The following is a 22,843-nucleotide window of genomic DNA, read 5'->3' as shown; positions in this document are numbered from 1 at the left end:
ATTTATGGCGTTGAATTAGAAACCTGTAACAATTTACCATTATAAAATTGTTGACCAGTTAAAGCAAACTCGACAATATAATTGGCCATTTCTTCAGCTGAAACTTGTGCTTCAACACCTGGAAAAGCATTTTCTAACATTTCGGTTTGTACGGCACCTAAGGCCAAAACATTAAATGCTAAATCAGTATCCTTATATTCTTCGGCTAACAACTCTGTTAATGTAATCACGGCAGCTTTACTTGAACTATAAGCTGCAAGCCCAGGAAATTTAACGCTGCCTTGAACGCCTCCCATGCTACTAATCGTTACAATGTGTGCATCATTTTTAAACAAATTGAGTAACTTATGTGTCAAAGAAAAAACGCCAAAAACATTTGTTTTATATACATTAGCAACTTCGGCGATATTTGTTTGTTCAAAGTCTTGTTTCAAGAATAATCCTGCGTTGTTAATTAAAATATCAACTTTTGAAGTTTTAGACTGAATAAATTCAATCGCAGTTGCAATACTTGTTTCGTCCTGTAAATCGCATGCTATTGGATAAACCCTGTTTAGATTTAATTTTGTTACTGTTGAAACATTTCTAGATAATGCGTAAACTTGGTGACCTAAATCTGCAAACTTTTTGAGCATTTCAAATCCGATTCCACGACTGGTACCTGTTATAACAATATGTTTCATCTAATTTAATTTAATTTGGTCTTCAGTAGAATTGGCAAGTTCTGTTAGTCCAGGTTTGAAGCTATTAATTAAAGATTTTAAATGACTTAAGTTCATTTTATCAAACTCATCATCAACATGATGATAGTATTCAAAATTAGTAAAATCAAAAGTGCAAACGGTATGCGCTGGTATTTTTAAAACTTCATAAAAGGGATAATTATCACTTCTCATAAATAAACCCATTTTTTTAGCTTGCGGTAAAAAACCAACTACTGAATCTTTAGAAACAGTATTAAAAACTTCAGCAAAGTTAGATTTTTCGATACCAGTTAAGTAAGCTTTATAATTTTTTCCGCTCATAGGAATCCCAATCATTTCAATATTGAATAAAAAGTAAGGCGTAATAGCTTCTTTATTGAATCGTTCAGCCAAGTGCTTTGCTCCTAACAAGCCCTTTTCTTCAGCTGAAAACAAGGTGAAAATGACGTTTCGTTTTGGTTGATTTTCAGAGAAATGTTTAGCTAATTCAAGAACAGCTACTGTTCCTGTAGCATTATCATTAGCACCATTAGCAATGCTATCATTACCTACAACTTTACCATAACCAATATGGTCATAGTGGGCACCAATCATGATTGGTTTTAAATCTGGTTGAGAACCTTGAACTACACCTATAATATTGTAAGCATTTTCACCTTTTACTTGAAAACTATCTTTATAGGTTTCAAAATAAGGCTGAATCTGGTAAGCCTTGAAAGCTTTTTCTATGTAATCGGCTGCTTTTTCAATACCAATAGTTCCAGTTTCACGACCGGCAAGCGAATCTGACGCAAGTAGTTTAAGCGAAGCTTCTAAGGTAAAGTTTTGTTCTTGTCCTTCAGCCGGAGCTGAAGCTGTTACCGCTTTAGTTGTTTTTTCTGTCGCTTTTTGACAAGCGATTAAACCAAAGCTAATTGCTAAAAGTAAAAGTATTTTTTTCATATCGTGAAGATAAAAAAACTGCCTTTAAATAGGTATCTAAAGGCAGCTAAATTATTCATTAAAACATCCCAACTAAGCTAACATAGTAACAGGATTTTCTAAATAAGTTTTTAAAGTCTGTAAAAATTGAGCTCCAGTGGCACCATCAACTGTTCGATGATCACAAGCAAGTGTAAGCTTCATTGTATGACCAACTTTAATTTCGCCATCTTTCACTACAGGTTTTTCTACAATAGCTCCTACAGATAAGATACAAGAATTTGGTTGATTAATGATACTTGTAAATTCAGTAATTCCAAACATTCCTAAATTAGAAACTGTAAAAGTTGAACCTTCCATTTCTTGTGGTTGAAGCTTCTTGTTTCGAGCCTTAGTTGCTAAAGCTTTTACATTTGTACCTATTTGCATTAAGCTTTGCTGATCTGCATATTCTATAACAGGAACAACTAAGCCTTCGTCTACGGCAACGGCAACGCCTACATGAATGTGTTTAGCAATTTTAGTTACATCACCATTCCAAGATGAGTTAACTCTAGGATGTTTGCGTAGTGCCATTGCTGATGCCTTTATAACTAAATCATTAAATGAAATTTTTACATCTGGCATGGCATTAATATTTTTTCTAGAAGCCATTGCCTGCTCCATATTTACTTCTACTGTAAGATAGTAATGTGGTGCATTAAATTTTGATTCAGCTAAGCGTTTTGCTATAGTTTTTCGCATTTGAGAGTTCTTAACCTCTTCAAAAGCTTCTTCTCCTGCAGGCTGATAAACCTCAACATTTGCAGCTGTTTGGTTTTCCTCAGAAACGTCTTGTTTTACCGTTGAAGTTTCTTTTTGAGGTGTCTCTTTTGGCTGGTAATTCTCGATGTCTTTTTTAACAATTCGACCGTTTTCACCTGTCCCATCAACCAAAGCAATATCAATACCTTTATCTTTAGCCATTTTTTTAGCTAAAGGTGAAGCCAAAATACGACCTTTACCGTCGGTTGAAGTCGAAGAACTTGACTTGTCTTGACTTTGACTTTCAGTTGAAGATTTACTTCCTTCTTTATTTTGAGTTGACGTCTTATTTTCTTTAACTTCAGTAGAGCTTTGAGATGATGAGTTATCAGAACCTTTTGAAGCGTTTAAAACAGCATCAACATCAGTGCCTTCAGGACCAATAATTGCTAGAACATCATCTACTGGTGCTGATTCTCCTTCCTGAATACCAATGTGTAATAAATGACCTGAATAAAACGATTCAAACTCCATTGTTGCTTTATCAGTTTCTATTTCAGCTAAAATATCGCCTTCTTCAACTTCGTCACCAACTTGTTTTAGCCATGTTGCAACGGTACCTTCTTCCATAGTATCGCTGAGTCTTGGCATGGTAACAACTTCAACACCTTCAGGAATTTCTGAAGAAGTTGAATTATTTGAATCTGATTCGGATTTTTTATTGCTGTCTTTATTTTCTGAATCTTTTTGGCTGTTGTCTTCAGAGTTAGCCTCATCTGAGCTGTTGCCATCAATCAAATCTTGAATATCCTCACCTTCTTCACCAATAATAGCTAATAAGCTATCTACAGGCGCACCATCACCTTCTTCAATACCGATATGAAGCAATGTGCCTTCATGAAAAGATTCGAACTCCATCGTTGCTTTGTCAGTTTCAATCTCGGCTAAAATATCACCTTCTTCAACCTGATCACCTACTTGCTTTAGCCATTTTGCGACCACACCTTCTTCCATGGTATCGCTTAATCGTGGCATATTTACTACTTCTGCCATAATTTATAATTTATGAGGTATAAATGGATAATCATCTTGTTCATAAACGACGTCGTACATAACGCTTTTGTCAGGAAAATCTGACTCGTCAGCAAATTTTTCACACTCTTTAACCTTGTCTTTCACGCGCTTGTCAATTGATTTCACTTCATCATCAGTAGCGTATTTTTTCTCTAAAATTAAATCTTTGACTTGTGTGATAGGGTCGATCTTTTGGTATTCTTCTACTTCTTCTTTAGTTCTATACTTTTGAGCATCACTCATCGAGTGACCTCTATAGCGGTAAGTTTTAAGATCTAAAAATGTTGGTCCGCCACCGGATCTTGCCCTATCGATGGCTTCATCTAAAGCTTCAGCGACTTTTTCTGGTTTCATAGCATCAACCGGGCCACAAGGCATTTCATAACCGAGGCCTAACTTCCAAATATCATCATGGTTAGCTGTTCTAGAAACTGATGTTCCCATTGCATACCCATTATTTTCAACACAGAATACAACAGGTAAATTCCAGTTCATTGCCATATTAAAAGTTTCATGAAGTGAGCCTTGTCTAGCAGCACCATCACCTAAAAAGCAAAGTGTAACTCCGCCTGTTTTGAAGTATTTATCGGCAAAGGCGATTCCTGCCCCAAGTGGAATTTGACCACCAACAATTCCATGACCGCCATAAAAACCGTGTTCTTTAGAGAAAATGTGCATTGAACCACCTAAACCTTGTGAAGTCCCAGTGCCTTTACCGTATAATTCTGCCATAACACGCTTAGGGTCAACACCCATACCAATCGGCTGAACATGGTTACGATAAGCGGTTATCATCTTGTCTTTTTCTAAATCCATCACGTGTAAAGCGCCAGCTAAGATTGCTTCTTGACCATTATATAAATGCAAGAAACCTCTTACTTTTTGTTGAATATAGACTTGAGCTAACTTGTCTTCGAATTTTCTCCAAAATAGCATGTCTTCATACCATTTTAGATAGGTTTTCTTTGTGATTTTTTTCATTAGGCGTTTGTTTCTTTGATTCCAAAAATGAACTACAAAAGTAATATTTTAAAATAGATTTTAAAACCAATATAAGGTATTTAAAATTGAAGATATTTATTATCAAAAGCTAGTGGTAATATGTCGGCTAATGCATTAACCTTTACCACTTTACCTTTAATACCCATAAAAAATATTGAAATTGGAGTATCTTGCTTTTGTTCATATTCAGCAATTGCTTGTCTACAAGCACCACAAGGTGGTATTGGCTCTTGATTTTCTTGCTGAATAGACGAAGCACAAATAGCAATACTTACAATTTTAGCATTTGGGTAATTAGCTCCAGCCCAATAAATAGCCGTTCGCTCGGCACATAAGCCTGAAGGGTAAGATGCATTTTCTTGATTACTTCCTGTAACTACTTTTCCGTTATCTAGTAAAATAGCTGCACCAACTTTAAATTTTGAATAAGGCGCATACGCATTATGTCTAACTTCAAGTGCCTGTTGCATTAAATCTTGATGCTGTTTTGACAATTCATTTAAGCCATCGTAGATTTCAATTTCAGTTTTTAGTGTTTTTTTTATCATAAATGAAATTTGGTGTCACTAAAATAGACAAAAAAAGCATCAAAATAAATTGATACTTTTTTCATTTATACTATTTGTTAATCTTTAGTTTAATATTCATAATAAGCGCCTGAATTAATATTGAAAGTTAAGCCAAATCTTAAAGTGCCTTCTAACGGATTTTGAATAGGAGAAGTAGAAAATAAATAAGAAGCATCTATAGTTATAGAAGAATATTTGAAGCCAGCACCAATCGTCATGAATTTACGGAAGCCTTTTTCTTCAGATTCATTAAAATATCCTAGGCGTAAGGCAAAACTATCTTCATACCAATACTCAGCACCTAAAGCCCAAGTAAATTCTTTCAGTTCTTCGCTAAAACCATCTGGCGCGTCTGTCCAAGATGAAAATATAGCAGAAAACTCATTTGTATCGTTGTAATCGTTAAGAGCAGCCTGACTCTCAGGCGTTATAACACCATTTTCGTCAGTTTCTATTCTTGGAGGCGTCGGCACTAGCAACTTATTAACTTCAGCATAAACTCCAATTACATTAGATGGGTCTAATATAAAGTCAAAACCTGCACCAGCACGAAAATTGGTAGGTAAGAAGTTCTCCCCAATATCATCATTAGTATAGCTAATTTTCGGACCAATATTGCTAATACTTACTCCTGCTCGCCATCTACCATTAAAATCTTTATAGACTTCTTCTTCACTTCTGTAAAACATTGAAATATCTGCTGCAAATGTGTTAGCTGCAGATGCATCACCATCAATCGAAGAAATGCGTAAATCTGAAGATATGAATCGGCCTGTAACACCCATCGAGAACACATCACTTAAACGTAATGAGTAACTTAAATCTAAAGCAAACTCGTTGGGACTTTCAATTTGTGGAACTTGGTCTGCGGTTTGCCTAAGTTCAACCTCGCCAAGACTGAAGTATTTTAAACTTGCTGCAAAGGCGCCACTCTCGCTAATTCTATTAAAGTAATTAAGTTGGGCAATATTAATATCGGTAGCAATATCTCTTAAATAAGGTGTAAATGCTAAGGCTATACCTTGCTGATCTTGAGAAAAAGCATATTTTGAAGCATTCCATTGTTGAGAAAAAGCATCAACACGAGTAGCCACACCTTGATCTCCCAAGCCTGATGCTCTCGCATCACCTGAAATTAATAAAAAGGGTACGCCTGTCGCAACGACTCGCCTATCTTCATCCTGAGCAAAAATATTTTGCGCGCCTAAAACTAAAAGTATGCTAAATAAAAAACTATGTTTCATAATATAAATTGAATTGCAAATATAGAGTTATAATTTTATTGAAGTATAACGAGTTTTTCGTATTTTTCTTGTTTTTGATTTGTGATTGTAGATCTTACAGTTAATTTGTAGATGTAAACGCCCTTACCTATTTTCTGGCCAAAATCATCTAATCCATTCCATGTGACTTCCTTAGATAAAAATCCGCTTGTATTAACAGTTTGATTATGCGTCCAAACGACTTTCCCTGTAACGGTAAACACTTGAACTTGAACTTCTAGTGGCTCAAATGGTCTATTATGATTAAACCAAAATTCAGTATAATCAATAAAAGGATTTGGATAATTTAAGACATTGCTTAGTTGTAACTCATCGTTACTGCTTACAACAAAATTTAAAGTTGATGTTGATGAGTTATTATAAACATCCCAAGCCTTAAAACTTAAAGTATGAGGTCCTGGCTCTAAGTCTTTAAGCTGATAGTAAACCTGGCCTGACTGATAAGTATCTGTTGCAGCTTCATAGTATTCATTTAAAATGATTGGATTTTCTTCATCGCCATCTAATATAGCAACAATATCATGACCTATTCCGCCAGCTGTGTTAATACCGTTATTATCTTCTAAGTTTGCTAAAATAAAAGGGTTTGTATTGGTAATTCCTCCATCTACAAAATTTTCATCATTCATGTAGAGATTGATCAGAGGTCCTTCTTGGTCTTCAGCTGCATCTTCATTTAAGCCTCCGATAGAAATGCTCGTATTAAAACCGCTATATTCATTTAGCGCTTGATTTTGAACAGAATAAAAGCTAAATCGTCCTTCACCTTCATCAATTCTAGTATCTTTAGGTAACACAAAATTAAACTCAAATTCACCATTTGTAACACTGGCTTTTCCCTTAAATAAAATTTCACCAAGTGTGGTAAAATCCATTATTAGTAGTTCTCCATTTTCAGTAACACCATCATTTCCTAAGGTTGAGCGCTCTATGCGTTTATCAAATAATGTTAATGTTACTTCTCCATTAAAATCATTAATTAATTGACCATTAGTAGAAACCAACTGGCCAGAAACTTTATTTTGACTCAAAGCTTCTAAAGTTTCAGAAAATTGTGCAATTGGCTGGTCATTTATTTGTGTAATGTTTACACGAGGCTCAGGAAGTGGCAATTTCATTGCAGGGTCACCAATATAAAAAACAATGCGTTTACCGTTGCCAGATAAATTATTTTTCGCTCTCACCACAGACTGTGCAATAGACTCATCTAAGTCGTCATAATCAAATAAAAATGGTGCAAAAACATTATTAAAAGCAACTCCTGCCGAAACGGTGATTGATCTAGTAGTTGTTACCAATGCAACAGCACCTCCATTATTATTCCAAAAAGTAAGTTCACCGCCAGTAACTCTTAGCGGGTTATCAAACTTTGTAAAGTCACAAGTAATGGTCACAAACACATTATATCTGTTAGGATGCGTCCAGTTTTGTGCCTGTGTTTGCGAAACCAAACGTTCTTGAGCCAAACCATCTTCGCCACCATGACCAAAATAGTTAACTACAACAGCACCTAGTTCGATGGCATCATTAATAGCTTTAACTGCTTCAGGGTAACGATCGCCACCAGCCGATGGTTGTTGTTGAAATGCATCAGCATGAATTTTTTTTACATTTATGCTTGGCTTGTTAGCTGATATTTCATCACCTAATTGATCAAGCTGAAGCTGCAAATCTTGAAATTCAAATGCTTCATCAACATCATCTGAAATCAAAATAAAATTATTACGCCAAGGCTCAAGTGCAGCTCTTGACTCATGATCGATAATTTTATTGATTTGAATATTAGCCTGACTAGGCGTTTCTGCAACTATTCGGCCAACAGCAATGTCCATTTTTTCAGAAGCCAACATCAAACCTTCGTCAGGATCCATCATGGCATAAAAGTCGTCTGACATAAAAGAGCTACTCGTATCTGAAAAACTCCCGTAGCTTTGATAAGTTGGGACAATATTTGTGTTTCTATTTAGCCGATTTTTATAATCGACAGACGTATCGCCTATAAAGCCGAGATACTTCAACCTTTTATCAGGACTTGAAGCATTTTCATAAACATAACGCACAAAATTTCTAATGGCTCCAATATCTTGCTTACCTGAATTAAATTCTTCATAAATATGTGATAACTGAACAACTTTTACATTAAGGTTATCGCGATTTCTTCGGTAATTGGCTAACTTTTCAGCAGCCGAAAGGAAATCATTTCTTGTAATAATTAAATAATCGATATCTTGAAAATCACCATTTACTGAATTAAAAATATTACCCTTAAGATTAATTGCGTCTGGATTAATATTTCCAGTTTCAATTCTTGGGGTAAGATAGGTTGAAGTTACCGCAACATAGGTTTTTATTTGACCCATATTAGCTTTAAAACTAAAATTTGAAAGTTCTTGGGCGTTTCGGATTGATTTAACCTCGGTAAAATTACTAACATCCCAAATCTGGTTAATTTGATTAGCATTTTCAAATTGATACTGCACAACACCCAGTTGATTTTCTACAATTGGATGATAGAATTTAAACTGTTCACTAGAACCTTCTAAGGCGCGTTTAGCTTTTAAACTTATTAAATCTAAAAAGCCAGCGGCACTTGGATTACCTTGTTTATTGTAGGTTAAGCTAATATTAACCTCATCTGAGTTTGAGTTGAAATTACCAAAAAAATTACCACCAGTAGCTGTCGAAATTTGGCTATTAGCTGCAAAATTAATTGTACCAACTTCATTAGAATTTGCACTAATATTCATAGAACTAGTTAATGCAGAAACTGCCCCAGCATAAACTTTTAACTCAATTGGTTCTGAAGTTATTAAATTATCAAATTCAAATTTATAGTCTCGTTGTGTTTCAATATCAAAACGATCGCCAAACCAACGTCTACCAACCAAAGCAAGACTAACCTCATCAACTTCATAAAATTGCTCTTGCTCAAACTCGGATAGTATTAAATTAGGTGCATCATTAGGCTGCGTAAAGCTTAAAATTCGCTTTGGTAAACTCGTATTAATGCCAACATAATAATAAGCTCGATCGGCATATGCGTTTACAAAAGTTTGACTCGTTTCATTCCACTGTCGAGTTGCTGTTGCATAAAATAATATGTAATCATTAACATTAAAAACGCCATCACCGCCATCGACAACTTGAATTGCTAATTTAGGTGGATCAAAAAATTGATTTTCAGAATTTCGAAGTGGAAGCATGCCACCGCCATGACCGTAAACATGAATTAAATTTGAAGTTAAGTTATCTAGATTAACACCTAATTGTTCTAAAAAAGCACCAGTTATTTTATGAACACCTTCTTCTTCAACATAAAATTTATACATATTAGAAGTAGCAAAAACAGAATTACTTATGCTTGGGACTGATTTAGATAAGTTTCCATTTAAATTAGATTTAGAAGTCTTTACCAAATCAAAACTCACCAGCTTTTTAAGAACTCCACTTTCACTAATAATAGGAAATAAACTTAAATTAAAGAAAGAATTTTTTCTAGCATTAGTTATTGAAGTTTTTATATTAGCTTCAGATTTAGCTGGCTTAATATGCTGAGTTTTGCTTTTGGAAATAGGTTGATAGACTAAATTGGTAATTTTATAGCTATTTTGAGATATTTTCCAAGAGCGATTGTAACTTAATTCTTTAGAAGCTGAATTATAAAATAAAAACTCTTGACTAAAGCCATGAATAACAAATTGGCCATCCTGATCATTAACTAAGTTAACATCTTTCCAGTCAATAGTAATTGTTTCAGTTTGTGTAAAAGCGATATTAAACACAAAAAAAAGGGCAAATAAAAACTTAGAATATAATTTCATTAGTTTTAAAACGTCTTGTCAATGCTTATAGTATTCAATGCAAAATTAATTTTTAAGTAATGTTTTTGAACATCTTTTCATTTTTTTTTGATTATAAAAAAATATTCTTGTTAATACAGCGTTAATTATTATATTGCGAGCCTAAATAGTCAAGTCAAACAAGTTAATTATGAAAATTAGGAATATCCTTAATATTGGTGTTACAGTTTTTGGAGCTGTTGCTTTAATAAGCTGTAATAATTCAAGAGATTATTCTAGCTCATCTAGAGCCACTGGTTGGGATTTAAGTGGAAAAAGAGGTGGTCTTGAATACAAAACAGACTATGAATCTAAAGAGCCTGCTCCAGGTTTAGTGTTTGTTGAAGGTGGAACATTTACAATGGGACGCGTTCAAGATGATGTGATGCATGATTGGAATAATTCTCCCACTCAACAACATGTCCAGTCATTTTATATGGATGAAACTGAAGTTACCAATTTAATGTATTTAGAATACTTAAACTACCTTAAACAAGTTTATCCACCAAGTGAAGAACGATATGCAAATATTTATAGAGGTGCATTACCAGACACACTGGTTTGGAGAAATCCACTTGGTTTTTTAGAAAACATGGTTAACAACTATTTAAGACATCCTGCTTACCAAAACTATCCAGTTGTTGGTGTTAATTGGATTCAAGCGACTGAATTTAGTAAGTGGCGTACAGACCGTGTTAACGAAAAAATTGCAGCTGATGAAGGTTATGTAGCTAGAGATGCTTATAGAAACGCTACAGCAGAATCTAACTTTACTACAGATACATATCTAAACGCTCCTTCAAAAGTTTACGGTGGTGATGAAGAGATGATTAAAGGAAAAACAACAGAAAAGAAAATTCAAAGAAAAGAAAAACAAAATTCTAAAAATCCTAATGATGATTCTCAAGAACCATCAAATATTTACGTACAGAAAAAAGATGGTGTTTTTTACCCTGAATATCGTTTACCTACTGAAGCAGAATGGGAATACGCTGCCGTAGCTCAAACTTCAGTAAGAGATTATAATTCATACAAAGGCCGTAAAAAATACCCATGGGATGGTGAATATACACGATCTAGTAAACGCAAGACTTTAGGCGACCAAAAAGCTAACTTTAAACAAGGTGTTGGTGATTACGGCGGAATTGCAGGCTGGAGTGACGATGGCGCTGATATTACAACTGAAGTTAAATCTTATGAGCCTAACGATTATGGCTTATACGATATGGCAGGCAATGTTGCTGAATGGGTTGCCGATGTATACAGACCTAGAGTTGATGTTGAATTTAATGATTTTAACTACTATCGTGGCAACGTTTACACTAAAAATGCAATCGGCAAAGATGGTAAAGTTGAAATTTTAGGTGCTGATGATGTTGTGTATGACACTTTAAGTGATGGTAAAATTATCGCTAGAAATTTACCTGGTGAAATTAAGAAAGTCGGAATTGACGAAGAAGAAACTTATTTGAGAACAAACTTCTCAAGAAGTAATAATAAAGATTTTAGAGATGGTGATAAAGCTTCATCAAGATACTTCAAACAAGCAGGTAGTAATAATTCTGATGAAAAGATGTATAATTCGCCAGAACATGAAGTTACAGCTTCAAATGGTAAATTAGAACGTAAATACGACGAGTCTAACTCTAGAACTACTTTAATAGATGATAGCGTTCGTGTTTATAAAGGTGGCTCTTGGAGAGATCGTGCTTACTGGTTAGACCCTGCACAAAGACGCTATTTCCCACAAGACATGGCGACTGATTATATCGGCTTTAGAAATGCAATGTCTAAAACAGGCTCTAAAACGTTTAAAGGTCGAAAAACCAGAAATTAATATTGAATAAACATTTTAATTCCTAATAATGCCCTAATTTTGAATTAGGGCATTACTTTTTATAACAACCTATGGATATTAAAGAGCTTCACCAACTTTATTTGCAGTCTTCGGGCGTCAATACTGATACAAGAACACTTAAAAAAAATCAACTCTATTTTGCTCTTAAAGGCGATAACTTTGATGGGAATGCTTTTGCAAAAAAAGCGATTAAAGCTGGCGCTATAAAAGCGGTAATTGACTCTAAAGATTATCATAATAAAAATTGCGTTTTAGTAGAAAACACCTTAACTACCTTGCAAAAGCTAGCTAATTATCACAGGAAATATCTCAACTTACCAATTATTGCAATTACTGGAAGTAATGGAAAAACTACAACAAAAAAATTAGTGTTAGAGGTTCTCAGTCAGAAGTTTAAAGTAGCTGGCACAAAAGGAAATTTAAATAATCACATCGGTGTCCCTTTAACTCTTTTGTCATTTGATCGTTCAACTGAAATTGGTATTATTGAAATGGGCGCAAATCATCAAAAAGAAATCGAAGCACTCTGCAAAATTGCAGAACCGAATTATGGCTATATCACTAATTTTGGTAAAGCACATTTAGAAGGATTCGGCGGTATTGAAGGTGTCATTAAAGGTAAGAGTGAACTTTATGAATTTTTAATAAAAGCCAATAGAAAAATATTTATTAATAATGACGATGATATCCAGATTAATAAAACACTTGATGCAAAAACTTACAGCATAGGACAAAGCAAGCTTTCACACTGTGTAGTATCTCTTTTAGAGGCTAAACCCTACGTAAAAATTGAAGTCGATGGAGTTAAAATAGAAAGTAAGCTTATAGGTGAATATAATTTTAAAAATATATCTGCAGCTGTTGGAATTGGTAAATACTTCAGCGTACCATTAAAAAATATTCAAATAGCCATTGAAAATTTTCAGCCAGAAGCAATGAGATCAGAGCTCATAAAACGAGAAAATTATCAAATTATACTAGATGCCTATAATGCTAACCCTACAAGTATGAAGTTAGCGCTTGAAAACTTATGCCGTTTAGATTCAAAGAAAAAAATTGCCATCTTAGGCGATATGTTTGAAATTGGAGAAACCAGCCTTAAAGAGCATCAGCAATTATTAGCATACGCAAAATCACTTCAACTAAACGACATTTTATTATTAGGCGAAGAATTTAAAAAAGCCTCGGTCGAATTTGAGAGTATAAGTCATTTCGACTCCGTTGAAAACTTGATTAAACATCTCAAAAAAAGTAACTTAACAAATAGTTCAATTTTAATAAAAGGTTCGAGAGGAATGAAATTAGAAGTCATTATTAATGAAATCTAAGTCAAAATTACCAAAAGTTAGTTTTTCCGAAATCAACAAAATAGCCATTCCTGCTATTATAGCTGGTATTGCTGAACCTTTAATTTCACTAACAGACTTAGCAATTATCGGTAATGTAGAGGTTAATGCTGTTGAAGCGCTTGCAGCAGTTGGTTTAGTAGGTTCATTTTTATCAGCATTAATATGGATTCTCGCCCAAACAAAAACAGCAATTTCAGCCTTAGTTTCGCAACATCTAGGACAAAATAGACTTAATGCTGTTAAAACACTGGTTCCACAAACTTTGGCTTTAAATTTACTACTCAGCCTTATTGTCTACACAATTACGGCTATTTTTGCTGAACTGATTTTTTCAGCATACAATGCTGAGGGCCAAATATTAGAGTATGCCAAATCTTACTATCGTATCAGAGCACTTGGGTACCCATTAACTTTAGTAACATTTGCTATATTCGGTGTATTTAGAGGATTACAAAATACACTTTGGGCCATGAAATGCAGTTTAATTGGCGGACTCGTTAATGTTATATTGAGTTATGTGTTGGTTTTTGGAATTCCAAATATTTTAAAGCCCATGCATCTTGAAGGTGCTGCTATTGCAAGCGTAATTGCACAAGCTGTGATGTTAATTTTAGCCTTATATTTTTACTTTAACAAAACACCTTTTAATCTAGGCTTGAGACTCTCACTCAATCCAAATTTAAAACCACTTATAAAAATGAGTGCTAACTTGTTTTTAAGAACCTTAGCTTTAAATATTGCCATTTATTTTGCTAACGCCTATGCTACAGATTATGGTAAAAACTATATTGCAGCCCAAAGTATTTTGATGAATATATGGCTGTTTTTTTCATTCTTCATAGATGGTTATGCCAATGCTGGCAATGCTATTGGCGGCAAACTACTAGGTGAAAAAGCTTATCAAAAACTTTGGCTTTTAAGTAAAGACATTAGTAAATACGCTGTTATTATCGCAGTTGGCCTTGGCTTAGTTTGTGCAATATTTTATGCCGAAATCGGATTAATTTTTAATAAAAATCAAGCTGTATTAGTTGAATTTGAAAAGGTGTTTTGGATTGTACTTCTCATGCAGCCAATTAACGCTATTGCATTTATGTTTGATGGTATTTTTAAAGGCCTTGGCGAAGCTGTATATTTAAGAAACTTACTGCTAGTAGCCACTTTTGGAGCCTTTATACCAAGTCTTTTAATTGCAGACACATTCGGACTTCAACTATACGGAATTTGGATTGCATTTTTTATATGGATGCTCATCCGAAGTTCAGCTCTTGTCATTCAATTTAAACAAAAGTATTTAGATAAAGTTTAATGTCGAATTAACAAATGCTTATTAGTCACTTTAGCTAGTTTCTTTTAAGTTTATGCTATGAAATTTGATAGAACAACTGCCGGCTTTAGATTCCAACAAAAATCAGAAGACTCTACTTCTTTATTTAATCAACTTCTAGAAATTTTTAAAGAATTAATTACACATACTTCTGGTGACGTTGATGAAGCGATTGATTGGTTGAAAGAGCTCGATAAAGCCTATCAACTTACTAATAAAGATTATACAATTGATGATTTCATTGAAGAGTTAAAGCAAAAAGGCTATCTAAAAGAAGAAGTTGCTCAAAAAGGTACTCCACAGCTTAAAATTACAGACAAAACAGAACAAGCCATCAGAAAACGGGCACTTGAACAAATATTTGGAAAGCTAAAAAAATCTGGCCGTGGGCAACACAGTTCAAAATATACTGGTAATCAAGGTGAGTTTACAGGTGATTTAAAAAACTATCAATTTGGCGACAGTTTAGACCATGTTTCGATGACAGAGAGCTTAAAAAATGCGCAATCGCGTGGATTTGATAGCAAACTCACAGAAGACGATTTAGTTGTTAAAGACCTTTATTACAAAACTCAAATGAGTACTGTTTTAATGATTGATATCAGCCATAGTATGATATTATATGGAGAAGACAGAATTACACCTGCCAAAAAAGTAGCTATGGCTTTAGCCGAATTAATAACAACGCGTTATCCTAAAGACTCGCTTGATATTATTGTATTTGGTAACGATGCTTGGACAGTAAAAATTAAAGATTTACCGTATCTTAATGTTGGTCCATATCATACTAATACAGTTGCAGGTCTTAATTTGGCTATGAAAATTCTAAGACGCAAAAAACAGGCAAACAAACAGATTTTTATGATTACCGATGGTAAGCCTAGCTGTTTAAAATTAAATGATGGCCGCTATTACAAAAATAGCGTAGGTTTAGACGATTATATAACCAACAAATGCTATCAAAAAGCAGCTGAAGCACGAAAACTCAATATACCTATTACGAGTTTCATGATTGCTTCAGACCCTTACCTACAAGAATTCATTAAAGACTTCACGAAAGCCAATCAAGGAAAAGCTTACTACTCAGGACTGAAAGGACTTGGTGAAATGATTTTTGAAGATTATGAAAAAAATAGAAAGAAAAAACTATAGCAATGATGCAAATTAATAAGATATCAACCTTTGGTGAATTAAAAGAAGTTGGCTACCAATCTAAATCAATTAAAAACGAATTGCGGGATAATTTAATCGCTGCTATTAAAGCTCGAAAAAACAGTTTTACTGGTATTCACGGTTATGAAACCACGGTAATTCCGCAGCTTGAGCAAGGCATTTTAGCAAAACATAACATTAATCTATTAGGTTTAAGAGGTCAAGCTAAAACGAAAATTGCTCGACAGCTAATAGAGTTACTAGATGAGTATATACCAGTTGTTAAAGGCTCTGAAATTAATGACGACCCATTTAATCCAATTTCATCTTATGCTAAAAACCAACTTAATGAAAATGGTGATGCCACTCCCATAACCTGGCTTCATCGCAGCAAGCGCTTTGCTGAAAAATTAGCTACACCAGATGTTACGGTAGCCGATTTAATTGGCGATATTGATCCTATTAAAGCTTCAAATTTAAAATTAAGCTACGCAGATGAACGCGTTATTCATTACGGAATGATACCACGAGCTAATCGTTGTATTTTTGTAATTAATGAACTACCCGATTTACAAGCACGAATTCAAGTTGCTTTATTTAATATTTTACAAGAAGGAGATATTCAAATTCGAGGCTTCAACCTAAGACTTCAACTAGATTTAGAATTTGTATTCACTGCTAATCCTGAAGACTATACTAATCGTGGTAGCATTGTTACCCCGTTAAAAGACAGAATTGGTTCTCAAATACTAACGCACTATCCGAACGACATCAACATATCAAAAACAATTACAAAACAGGAGGCACAACTCACCGATTCCCAAAAAGAACACATTCATATCCCTGACTTTGCACATAACTTACTTGAACAAATCGCCATAGAAGCCAGAGACAATGAGTATATAGATGCCAAAAGTGGTGTAAGTGCACGCTTAAGTATTTCTGCTTTTGAAAATTTAGTAAGTACTGCTGAACGCCGAATGTTGTTAGCGGGAGAGAAACAAACACAAATTCGTATGAGTGACTTTATAGGAATAATTCCCGCTATTACAGGAAAAATAGAACTCATGTATGAAGGCGAAGAGTTAGGTGCCGAACAAGTCACACTTCAACTACTTGAAAATGCCATTAAATCATCCTATAATGCAACTTTCCCAGAAATAAAGAAATTGACTAAAAAAGATGAAGAGCAAGCACATGATCATATAATTAATTGGTTTTTAGAGCATGAAATTGATTTTATTGTAGATGACAATAATCAAGAGTATATGAGTAATTTAGATAAAGTGGAACCTGCTGTTGAATTTGTTAAAAAACATCTCGGTCAAGTTGAAGATAAAGAATTATATTTTTATACTGATTTTATTATTTGGGCACTATCGGCATTTAACAAAATAGACCGAATTTCAATAGATAATAAAATTAATTTTAAAGATAGCTTTAGCAATTATATAAACGATTTATAATGCAGGTAGAACTCCCAAAAGCACAAGAGGCTCCAAAATTTAAAGATGGCTTTAACCTAGAAGTTTTCTTAACTGACAACTGGTTTTATATAGCAAGTTTTATTTTAATAGTGCTTTTAGTTTACATGCAATACAAACGGAAGACATAGTTAATAAATAAAATTTAAGCATAAAAAAACCGAATTTCAGAAATGAAATTCGGTTTTTTGTTGGCCTACTAGGGCTCGAACCTAGACTCTTCTGGACCAAAACCAGACGTGTTGCCAGTTACACCATAGGCCATTAATTCGGGATGCAAATATAAGGTCTATTTTAATTTACACAAAAAATAAATCATTTTTTTTATTAAATATTTTTTTAAAAAAATATGACTTGCAAATTATCGTTATAGGCTTGCATTAGGGTTAAATTATAATCCTTATTTTCGCTACTTAAATCAACTTTCATGCAACAGCTTAATTTTTCATTTTGGAATAAAACCTTAGCATGGCTAGCTTTTGCTATTGCCCTACTTACCTATGCTTTAACAGTAGAACCAACGGCAAGTTTTTGGGATGCTGGCGAATATATTTCTACTTCAGCTAAATTACAAGTTGGCCATCCACCAGGAGCACCATTTTACCAAATATTTGGCGCGTTTTTTTCAATGTTTGCGTTTGATAATTCGCAAATAGCCCTCATGGTTAATCTCATGTCAGGTGTTGCTTCAGCATTTACGGTCTTATTTATGTTTTGGACCATTGTCCTGATATTAAAGAAATTTGTAAAGTTAGAAACAGCAAACCCAGCAACTAAAATAGCTGTTTTGGCAAGTGGTTTTGTGGGCTCATTAAGTTTTGCTTTTACAGACAGCTTTTGGTTTAGCGCGGTTGAGGCCGAAGTTTATGCCATGGCCATTTGTATTATGGCAGCGATGTTTTATGTTGCTATGCTGTGGGAACGTGATATGCTTCAACCACGTGGTAATCGCTGGTTAATCTTAATATGTTTTCTAATTGGTTTATCTTTCGGTGTCCATTTTATGGGCTTATTAACTATTCCTGCGATAGGCCTACTCTACTATTTCAAGCACACTAAAAAAATCACTGTCAAAAATTTTGTTATTGCTCATGTGGTTGTAACTGCTATTTTACTTTTCATATTTAAGCTCTTACTTCCTTATACATTAAGTCTATTTGGTAAAACTGAAGTCTTTTTTGTAAATAGTTTAGGTTTACCATTTCATTCAGGAACCATATTTATGGGGATTAGTATTATTATTGCATTTGTGTTATTACTTAAGTATTCGCATCAGCACAACTACAAGGTACTTAATACCATAACACTTTCTATATTATTTATATTTATTGGCTTTTCTAGCTGGGTAATGCTGCCCATAAGGGCAAATGCAGGAACTGTTATTAATGAAAATAACCCAAGTAGTGCCAGAGCATTGTTAGCTTACTACAACCGAGAACAGTATCCCGAACAAAAACTATTTTATGGCCCTCAATTTACAGAACTTTATGCTGGTTTAGATCCTGAAAATCCTTACTATGATGACGAGCCAAAATATGAAATGAATCATGAATTGGGCAAATACGTGATTGTAAATCAATATAAAAACCACAAACAAAATTCTGATGATGCCCAGAAAACATTTTTGCCTCGCATGTGGAGTACTGAGCACGCAGCAAATTATTTAATGTTTACTGGTGCGTTAGACTTAAGTGTAAAAGCAGAATACCAAAATGAATCTGAGTTAATTTCAACTGTTGCACAATACAATAATAGATTTAAAAATGGTGAAATTTCAACTGAAGAATATGCTGGATTTTTACAAAAATTTAGTCCCTACTTAAATATATCTAAACCTTCAACTGCGGCTAATTTCAACTATTTATTTCAATATCAAATGGGCTACATGTATTGGCGCTATTTTATGTGGAATTTTGTTGGCAGACAAAACGACGAACAAGGTAAACTAACCGATTTTAATGGTAACTGGATTAGCGGTATCGATGCTATAGATGAAATTTTCCTTGGCAACCAATCTGAATTACCCGAAGAAATAAAAAACAATCGGGCAAGAAACACCTACTACTTTTTGCCATTAATTTTGGGGATTATAGGCTTGCTGTTTCATTTAAGACAAGACATTAATTTCTTTTGGATTCTTACAGTATTTTTTCTCTTTACAGGAATTGCTTTAAAGATTTATTTAAATGAACGCCCATTTGAACCAAGAGAGCGAGATTATGCCTTAGTAGGCTCGTTTTACGTATTTGCTATTTGGATTGGAATTGGCGTTTTTGGATTATTTGATGTTTTAAAAAATAAGCTAAATCCTAAAATTGCAGCACCTTTAGTAGGAATCGCTACATTACTTGCAGTTCCGGGACTTTTAGCACAACAAAACTGGGACGACCATGATCGATCAAATCGTTACACGACCTTAGCTATGGCCAAAAAGTACCTTGATTCTGTTGAAGAAAACGGAATACTGTTTACAATAGGTGATAACGATACCTTTGCCTTATGGTATGCACAAGAAATAGAAGGTTACCGACGTGATGTAAGAACAATTAATACAAGTTTATTTGCCACCGATTGGTATATTGATCAAATGCGAAGAAAAGCCTATAACAGCGAAGCAATTAAAACTTATTTAGAACATGATGATTATGCTTACAGTATTAATGATGCTGTGTTTTATCGAGATGATAAGCGATTTGCAGACACTTTAAGCATAGATAAATGGATGAAGTATATTAAAAGCGACCAACCTTCAACAAAAGAAGAACTTGAAAACGGCCAAATTTACAATACGTTTCCTTCTAAAAAATTACGAATTCCAGTCGATATTCAACAAGCGATAAAAAGTAATAGTCTTTCAGTTAATGACAAAAACAAAGCTGTAGATGAGATCATTTTAAACTTAGATGACAACATTATTTATAAAAATCGCTTATTAATGCTTGACGTATTAGCCTCTAATGATTGGGAAAGACCAATTTACTTTACAGGCGGAAGTTATAATGATTCAGACTACTTATGGTTAAAAGACTACCTTCAATTGCATGGTGTTGTTTACAAATTAACGCCTATAAAAACACCTGTAAATCCGAATAATCCTTTCGATATGGGTAGAATTGATAGTGACAAAATGTACGAATTAGTCATGAATTGGGATTGGGGTAATTTAGGGAGTGATCACATTTACCACGACCCAGAAACCCGCAAGAATGCTATTACTTACCGCAGTAATCTAGCGCGCCTTCTGGAAAAACTACTAGAAGAAAAGAAATACGATAAAGCTGAAGATATACTTGACTTGGCAATGGAGAAAATGCCAGTAAAATATTTTGGATTTGATACCTTATTAGAGCCTTATATTTTAGGCTATTATGAAATTGGTAAACCAGAAAAAGCAAGAGAAATATGGAGAAGTGTTGCTAAAAAATATCAAGATTGGTTGAAATACTATAGTAGTTTAGATTTTGAAAAGCAATATGAATACGCTCAAAAAATTTATACTGAAATTGAAAAGTATAGGAGTTTAGTCGACATTTTAATCATTGCAAAAGATAGTGAACTAGCCCGTCAGGAAGCTGAAAAATTCAATGGCTACTTAGACTTATTCGGCTTATTTAATGATGAGGAGTTAGAAGCGTCGCCTAACCAAGCTATAGATTCAACTAACTCAAGTGAACTTTTAGAAGAAGCAACTCAAGAATTAGAATAATGCTAAAAAGCAGTTGGTTTTATAATTTACTTTACCCAAAACGACTTTGGCGTTTTACTGATAACAATATTTATTTAACCTTTGATGACGGACCAATACCTGAGGTAACACCTTGGGTTTTAAAGCAATTAAAACAATTTAAAGCCAAAGCAACTTTTTTCTGTATCGGTGATAATATTAAAAAGCATCCAGAAATTTTTCTACAGATTATAAATGAAGGTCACAGCATTGGTAATCATAGCATGCAACACCTCAATGGTTGGAAAACAAATACCGAAGACTATATAGAAGATATAAATAATTGCCAGCAAATCATTAAACAATTAAGTAAAGAAACTTGCTTATTTAGACCACCATACGGCAAGTGCACTTCTAAACAAGCGAAAATTTTACACCAAAAGGGATTTAAAATCGTGATGTGGGATGTAATTACAAAAGACTACGATATGCGAAAATCACCTCAAGAATGTTTTAAAATTTACAAGTCACAAGTTAGAAATGGTAGCATTATTGTTATGCATGATAGCCAAAAAGCATTTAAAAACCTACACTACATTTTACCAAAAATCTTAAAGGAAAAATATCATTTTAAAGCGATTTAAAAATTTTCCAAGAGAAACCTACAACAATCCATTAGATCACAGTCGCTTTTAAAAAAACCTTATGAAATAAGTCATACTAATAAGTTTGCAAATAGATTGGAATAATCAACAGTTCTAATTATGGGAAGCTTACACAGGTAGAGGAACTACATTGGCTAGTTATAAGTTTCGAGCTAAAAATATAACTTATAAAGGAGCTGTTTCTTTAGCTGCATTTGGCAACTCAAACCCAAGAATAGGCAAAAACTACATCGTAGTTTATAATTCAAAAAATCCAAGTGAAAATATTTGCTTTTTAAACCTTGAAATTCACGATTCTATTAAGAATTATTTCAAAAAAGGTAGCCTGAGTCAATACCCCATAGAAGAGTATCAACGCACTATAGATTCATTCTTTTTTAAAAGTCTTACAGGTGGCATAAATAAATACTTCCCACCCTATTATAAAAAAGAAGATTTTCCAGAATTGGAGTATCTATGGAAAGTAAAATAACTCAAGTAAAAAAATTAGGTAAAAATGGACACCTGAATGGATTAAAAATGGTCACCAAAATACAATAATATATTTAGTCATTTCCCTTATATCATGGGGTATCAGGTTAAAAATCAAGGCTTAAAAAGTTGTCCCCAATTTGGACACCAAAAAAGTGGTTTTATATGGTAAAATATGTAACCTATAAAAACAAAAAAGCCTTGATAATCAACTATTTAGTAAAATTTAGTTGAATTTACAAGGCTAAAAGTCGGGGTGGCAGCCCGATGAACAACTAATATAAAAAGCTGATAAACAACGATTTAAAAAACTTTGATTTAAGTAGGTAACCGAATAGGTCACTTTTCATTTGATACTATTTCCCTAAATTAAGATTTTCAATATTATCCTGATTAATAAGAACTTGATTATAAATATAACCAAATACGACCAAATATATTTTAACTTTCTATAAAATCTTCAATGATTTTAAGGTCTACTCCTAGATAGTCTGCAAGCTCGTAAGTGGTGACAATTTGTTGCTTAGTTTTACCATTCATTTTTCTAAGTTGCTGAAGTATTCGTTGTGAATGTCTCAAACTAAAGCCAGTGATATTTTGAATATCAGTAGAGTGAACTTGGATGCGCTTTTTAACTTTCATTAGTATTTAGTGCCATTTAGGTAAATTTAATTAAAGACTTACTTTATCTATGCTCTATCCATACGTTTACATAGCTTTTCATTAACTTATTAAGC

At 33.7% G+C, this 22,843-nt stretch carries 17 protein-coding genes and 1 tRNA gene; 9 read left to right on the top strand and 9 right to left on the bottom strand.

Translation table 11 applies throughout. The features are described 5' to 3' along the window. Positions 1–2: 2 nt before the first annotated feature. The 7 genes from IMZ30_RS07820 to porU form a co-directional block, all read right to left on the bottom strand. Positions 3–683, bottom strand: a complete 681-nt coding sequence (locus IMZ30_RS07820) for an SDR family NAD(P)-dependent oxidoreductase (protein ID WP_207037767.1) — start codon at positions 681–683, stop codon at positions 3–5. Continuing rightward, positions 684–1,646 carry a M20/M25/M40 family metallo-hydrolase gene (locus IMZ30_RS07815; RefSeq protein ID WP_207037766.1) on the bottom strand — a complete coding sequence of 321 codons (963 nt, stop codon included), beginning with the start codon at positions 1,644–1,646 and terminating at the stop codon, positions 684–686. A 72-nt stretch (positions 1,647–1,718) separates the two neighbouring features. Then, entirely contained in the window at positions 1,719–3,422 is a 1,704-nt protein-coding gene (locus tag IMZ30_RS07810; protein WP_207037765.1) for a pyruvate dehydrogenase complex dihydrolipoamide acetyltransferase, read from the bottom strand. A gap of 3 nt (positions 3,423–3,425) precedes the next feature. Next, complete coding sequence (gene pdhA, locus IMZ30_RS07805) at positions 3,426–4,424, bottom strand: pyruvate dehydrogenase (acetyl-transferring) E1 component subunit alpha (protein WP_207037764.1); 999 nt, start codon at positions 4,422–4,424, stop codon at positions 3,426–3,428. An 80-nt stretch (positions 4,425–4,504) separates the two neighbouring features. Then, positions 4,505–4,993 carry a cytidine deaminase gene (gene cdd, locus IMZ30_RS07800; RefSeq protein ID WP_207037763.1) on the bottom strand — a complete coding sequence of 163 codons (489 nt, stop codon included), beginning with the start codon at positions 4,991–4,993 and terminating at the stop codon, positions 4,505–4,507. Between the two features lie 89 nt (positions 4,994–5,082). Next, the gene (gene porV / locus IMZ30_RS07795) at positions 5,083–6,258 is read right to left on the bottom strand and encodes a type IX secretion system outer membrane channel protein PorV (RefSeq protein ID WP_207037762.1); all 1,176 of its coding nucleotides are present in this window, start codon (positions 6,256–6,258) and stop codon (positions 5,083–5,085) included. A 35-nt stretch (positions 6,259–6,293) separates the two neighbouring features. Next, positions 6,294–10,118 (bottom strand): type IX secretion system sortase PorU, encoded by a 3,825-nt coding sequence (gene porU, locus IMZ30_RS07790; RefSeq protein ID WP_207037761.1) that lies wholly within the window; start codon positions 10,116–10,118, stop codon positions 6,294–6,296. Between the two features lie 169 nt (positions 10,119–10,287). On the opposite strand from porU, the gene gldJ reads away from it, so the two are divergent. The 6 genes from gldJ to IMZ30_RS07760 all read left to right on the top strand — a co-directional run bounded on the left by gldJ (position 10,288) and on the right by IMZ30_RS07760 (position 17,437). After that, positions 10,288–11,973, top strand: a complete 1,686-nt coding sequence (gene gldJ, locus IMZ30_RS07785) for a gliding motility lipoprotein GldJ (RefSeq protein ID WP_207037760.1) — start codon at positions 10,288–10,290, stop codon at positions 11,971–11,973. A 71-nt stretch (positions 11,974–12,044) separates the two neighbouring features. Continuing rightward, on the top strand, positions 12,045–13,322 hold the full coding sequence (locus tag IMZ30_RS07780) for a UDP-N-acetylmuramoyl-tripeptide--D-alanyl-D-alanine ligase (protein WP_207037759.1): 1,278 nt from the start codon (positions 12,045–12,047) through the stop codon (positions 13,320–13,322). Continuing rightward, positions 13,312–14,652 (top strand): MATE family efflux transporter, encoded by a 1,341-nt coding sequence (locus IMZ30_RS07775; protein ID WP_207037758.1) that lies wholly within the window; start codon positions 13,312–13,314, stop codon positions 14,650–14,652. The genes IMZ30_RS07780 and IMZ30_RS07775 overlap by 11 nt, the downstream gene beginning before the upstream one ends. Positions 14,653–14,709: 57 nt before the next feature. Then, on the top strand, positions 14,710–15,822 hold the full coding sequence (locus IMZ30_RS07770) for a vWA domain-containing protein (protein ID WP_207037757.1): 1,113 nt from the start codon (positions 14,710–14,712) through the stop codon (positions 15,820–15,822). 5 nt (positions 15,823–15,827) lie between these two features. Continuing rightward, on the top strand, positions 15,828–17,288 hold the full coding sequence (locus tag IMZ30_RS07765; RefSeq protein WP_207039696.1) for a magnesium chelatase: 1,461 nt from the start codon (positions 15,828–15,830) through the stop codon (positions 17,286–17,288). Beyond that, on the top strand, positions 17,288–17,437 hold the full coding sequence (locus tag IMZ30_RS07760) for a hypothetical protein (RefSeq protein ID WP_207037756.1): 150 nt from the start codon (positions 17,288–17,290) through the stop codon (positions 17,435–17,437). The genes IMZ30_RS07765 and IMZ30_RS07760 overlap by 1 nt, the downstream gene beginning before the upstream one ends. 60 nt (positions 17,438–17,497) lie before the next feature. On the opposite strand, the gene IMZ30_RS07755 is transcribed toward IMZ30_RS07760, so the two are convergent. Then, positions 17,498–17,570: transfer RNA gene (locus IMZ30_RS07755), tRNA-Gln, on the bottom strand. 163 nt (positions 17,571–17,733) lie between these two features. On the opposite strand from IMZ30_RS07755, the gene IMZ30_RS07750 reads away from it, so the two are divergent. The 3 genes from IMZ30_RS07750 (at position 17,734) to IMZ30_RS07740 (ending at position 22,107) form a co-directional block, all read left to right on the top strand. Next, a complete protein-coding gene (locus IMZ30_RS07750; protein ID WP_207037755.1) occupies positions 17,734–21,012 on the top strand; it encodes a DUF2723 domain-containing protein in 3,279 nt (1,092 codons plus the stop codon). Further along, positions 21,012–21,614 carry a polysaccharide deacetylase family protein gene (locus IMZ30_RS07745; protein WP_207037754.1) on the top strand — a complete coding sequence of 201 codons (603 nt, stop codon included), beginning with the start codon at positions 21,012–21,014 and terminating at the stop codon, positions 21,612–21,614. The genes IMZ30_RS07750 and IMZ30_RS07745 overlap by 1 nt, the downstream gene beginning before the upstream one ends. Positions 21,615–21,765: 151 nt before the next feature. After that, the gene (locus IMZ30_RS07740) at positions 21,766–22,107 is read left to right on the top strand and encodes a hypothetical protein (RefSeq protein ID WP_207037753.1); all 342 of its coding nucleotides are present in this window, start codon (positions 21,766–21,768) and stop codon (positions 22,105–22,107) included. 440 nt (positions 22,108–22,547) lie between these two features. On the opposite strand, the gene IMZ30_RS07735 is transcribed toward IMZ30_RS07740, so the two are convergent. Then, positions 22,548–22,748 (bottom strand): hypothetical protein, encoded by a 201-nt coding sequence (locus tag IMZ30_RS07735; protein WP_207037752.1) that lies wholly within the window; start codon positions 22,746–22,748, stop codon positions 22,548–22,550. Between the last annotated feature and the right edge of the window lie 95 nt (positions 22,749–22,843).

Origin of the sequence: Psychroflexus sp. ALD_RP9, from assembly GCF_017311165.1 — a bacterium.
GTDB lineage: Bacteria > Bacteroidota > Bacteroidia > Flavobacteriales > Flavobacteriaceae > Psychroflexus.
This window is presented reverse-complemented; position numbering and strand designations above follow the sequence as displayed.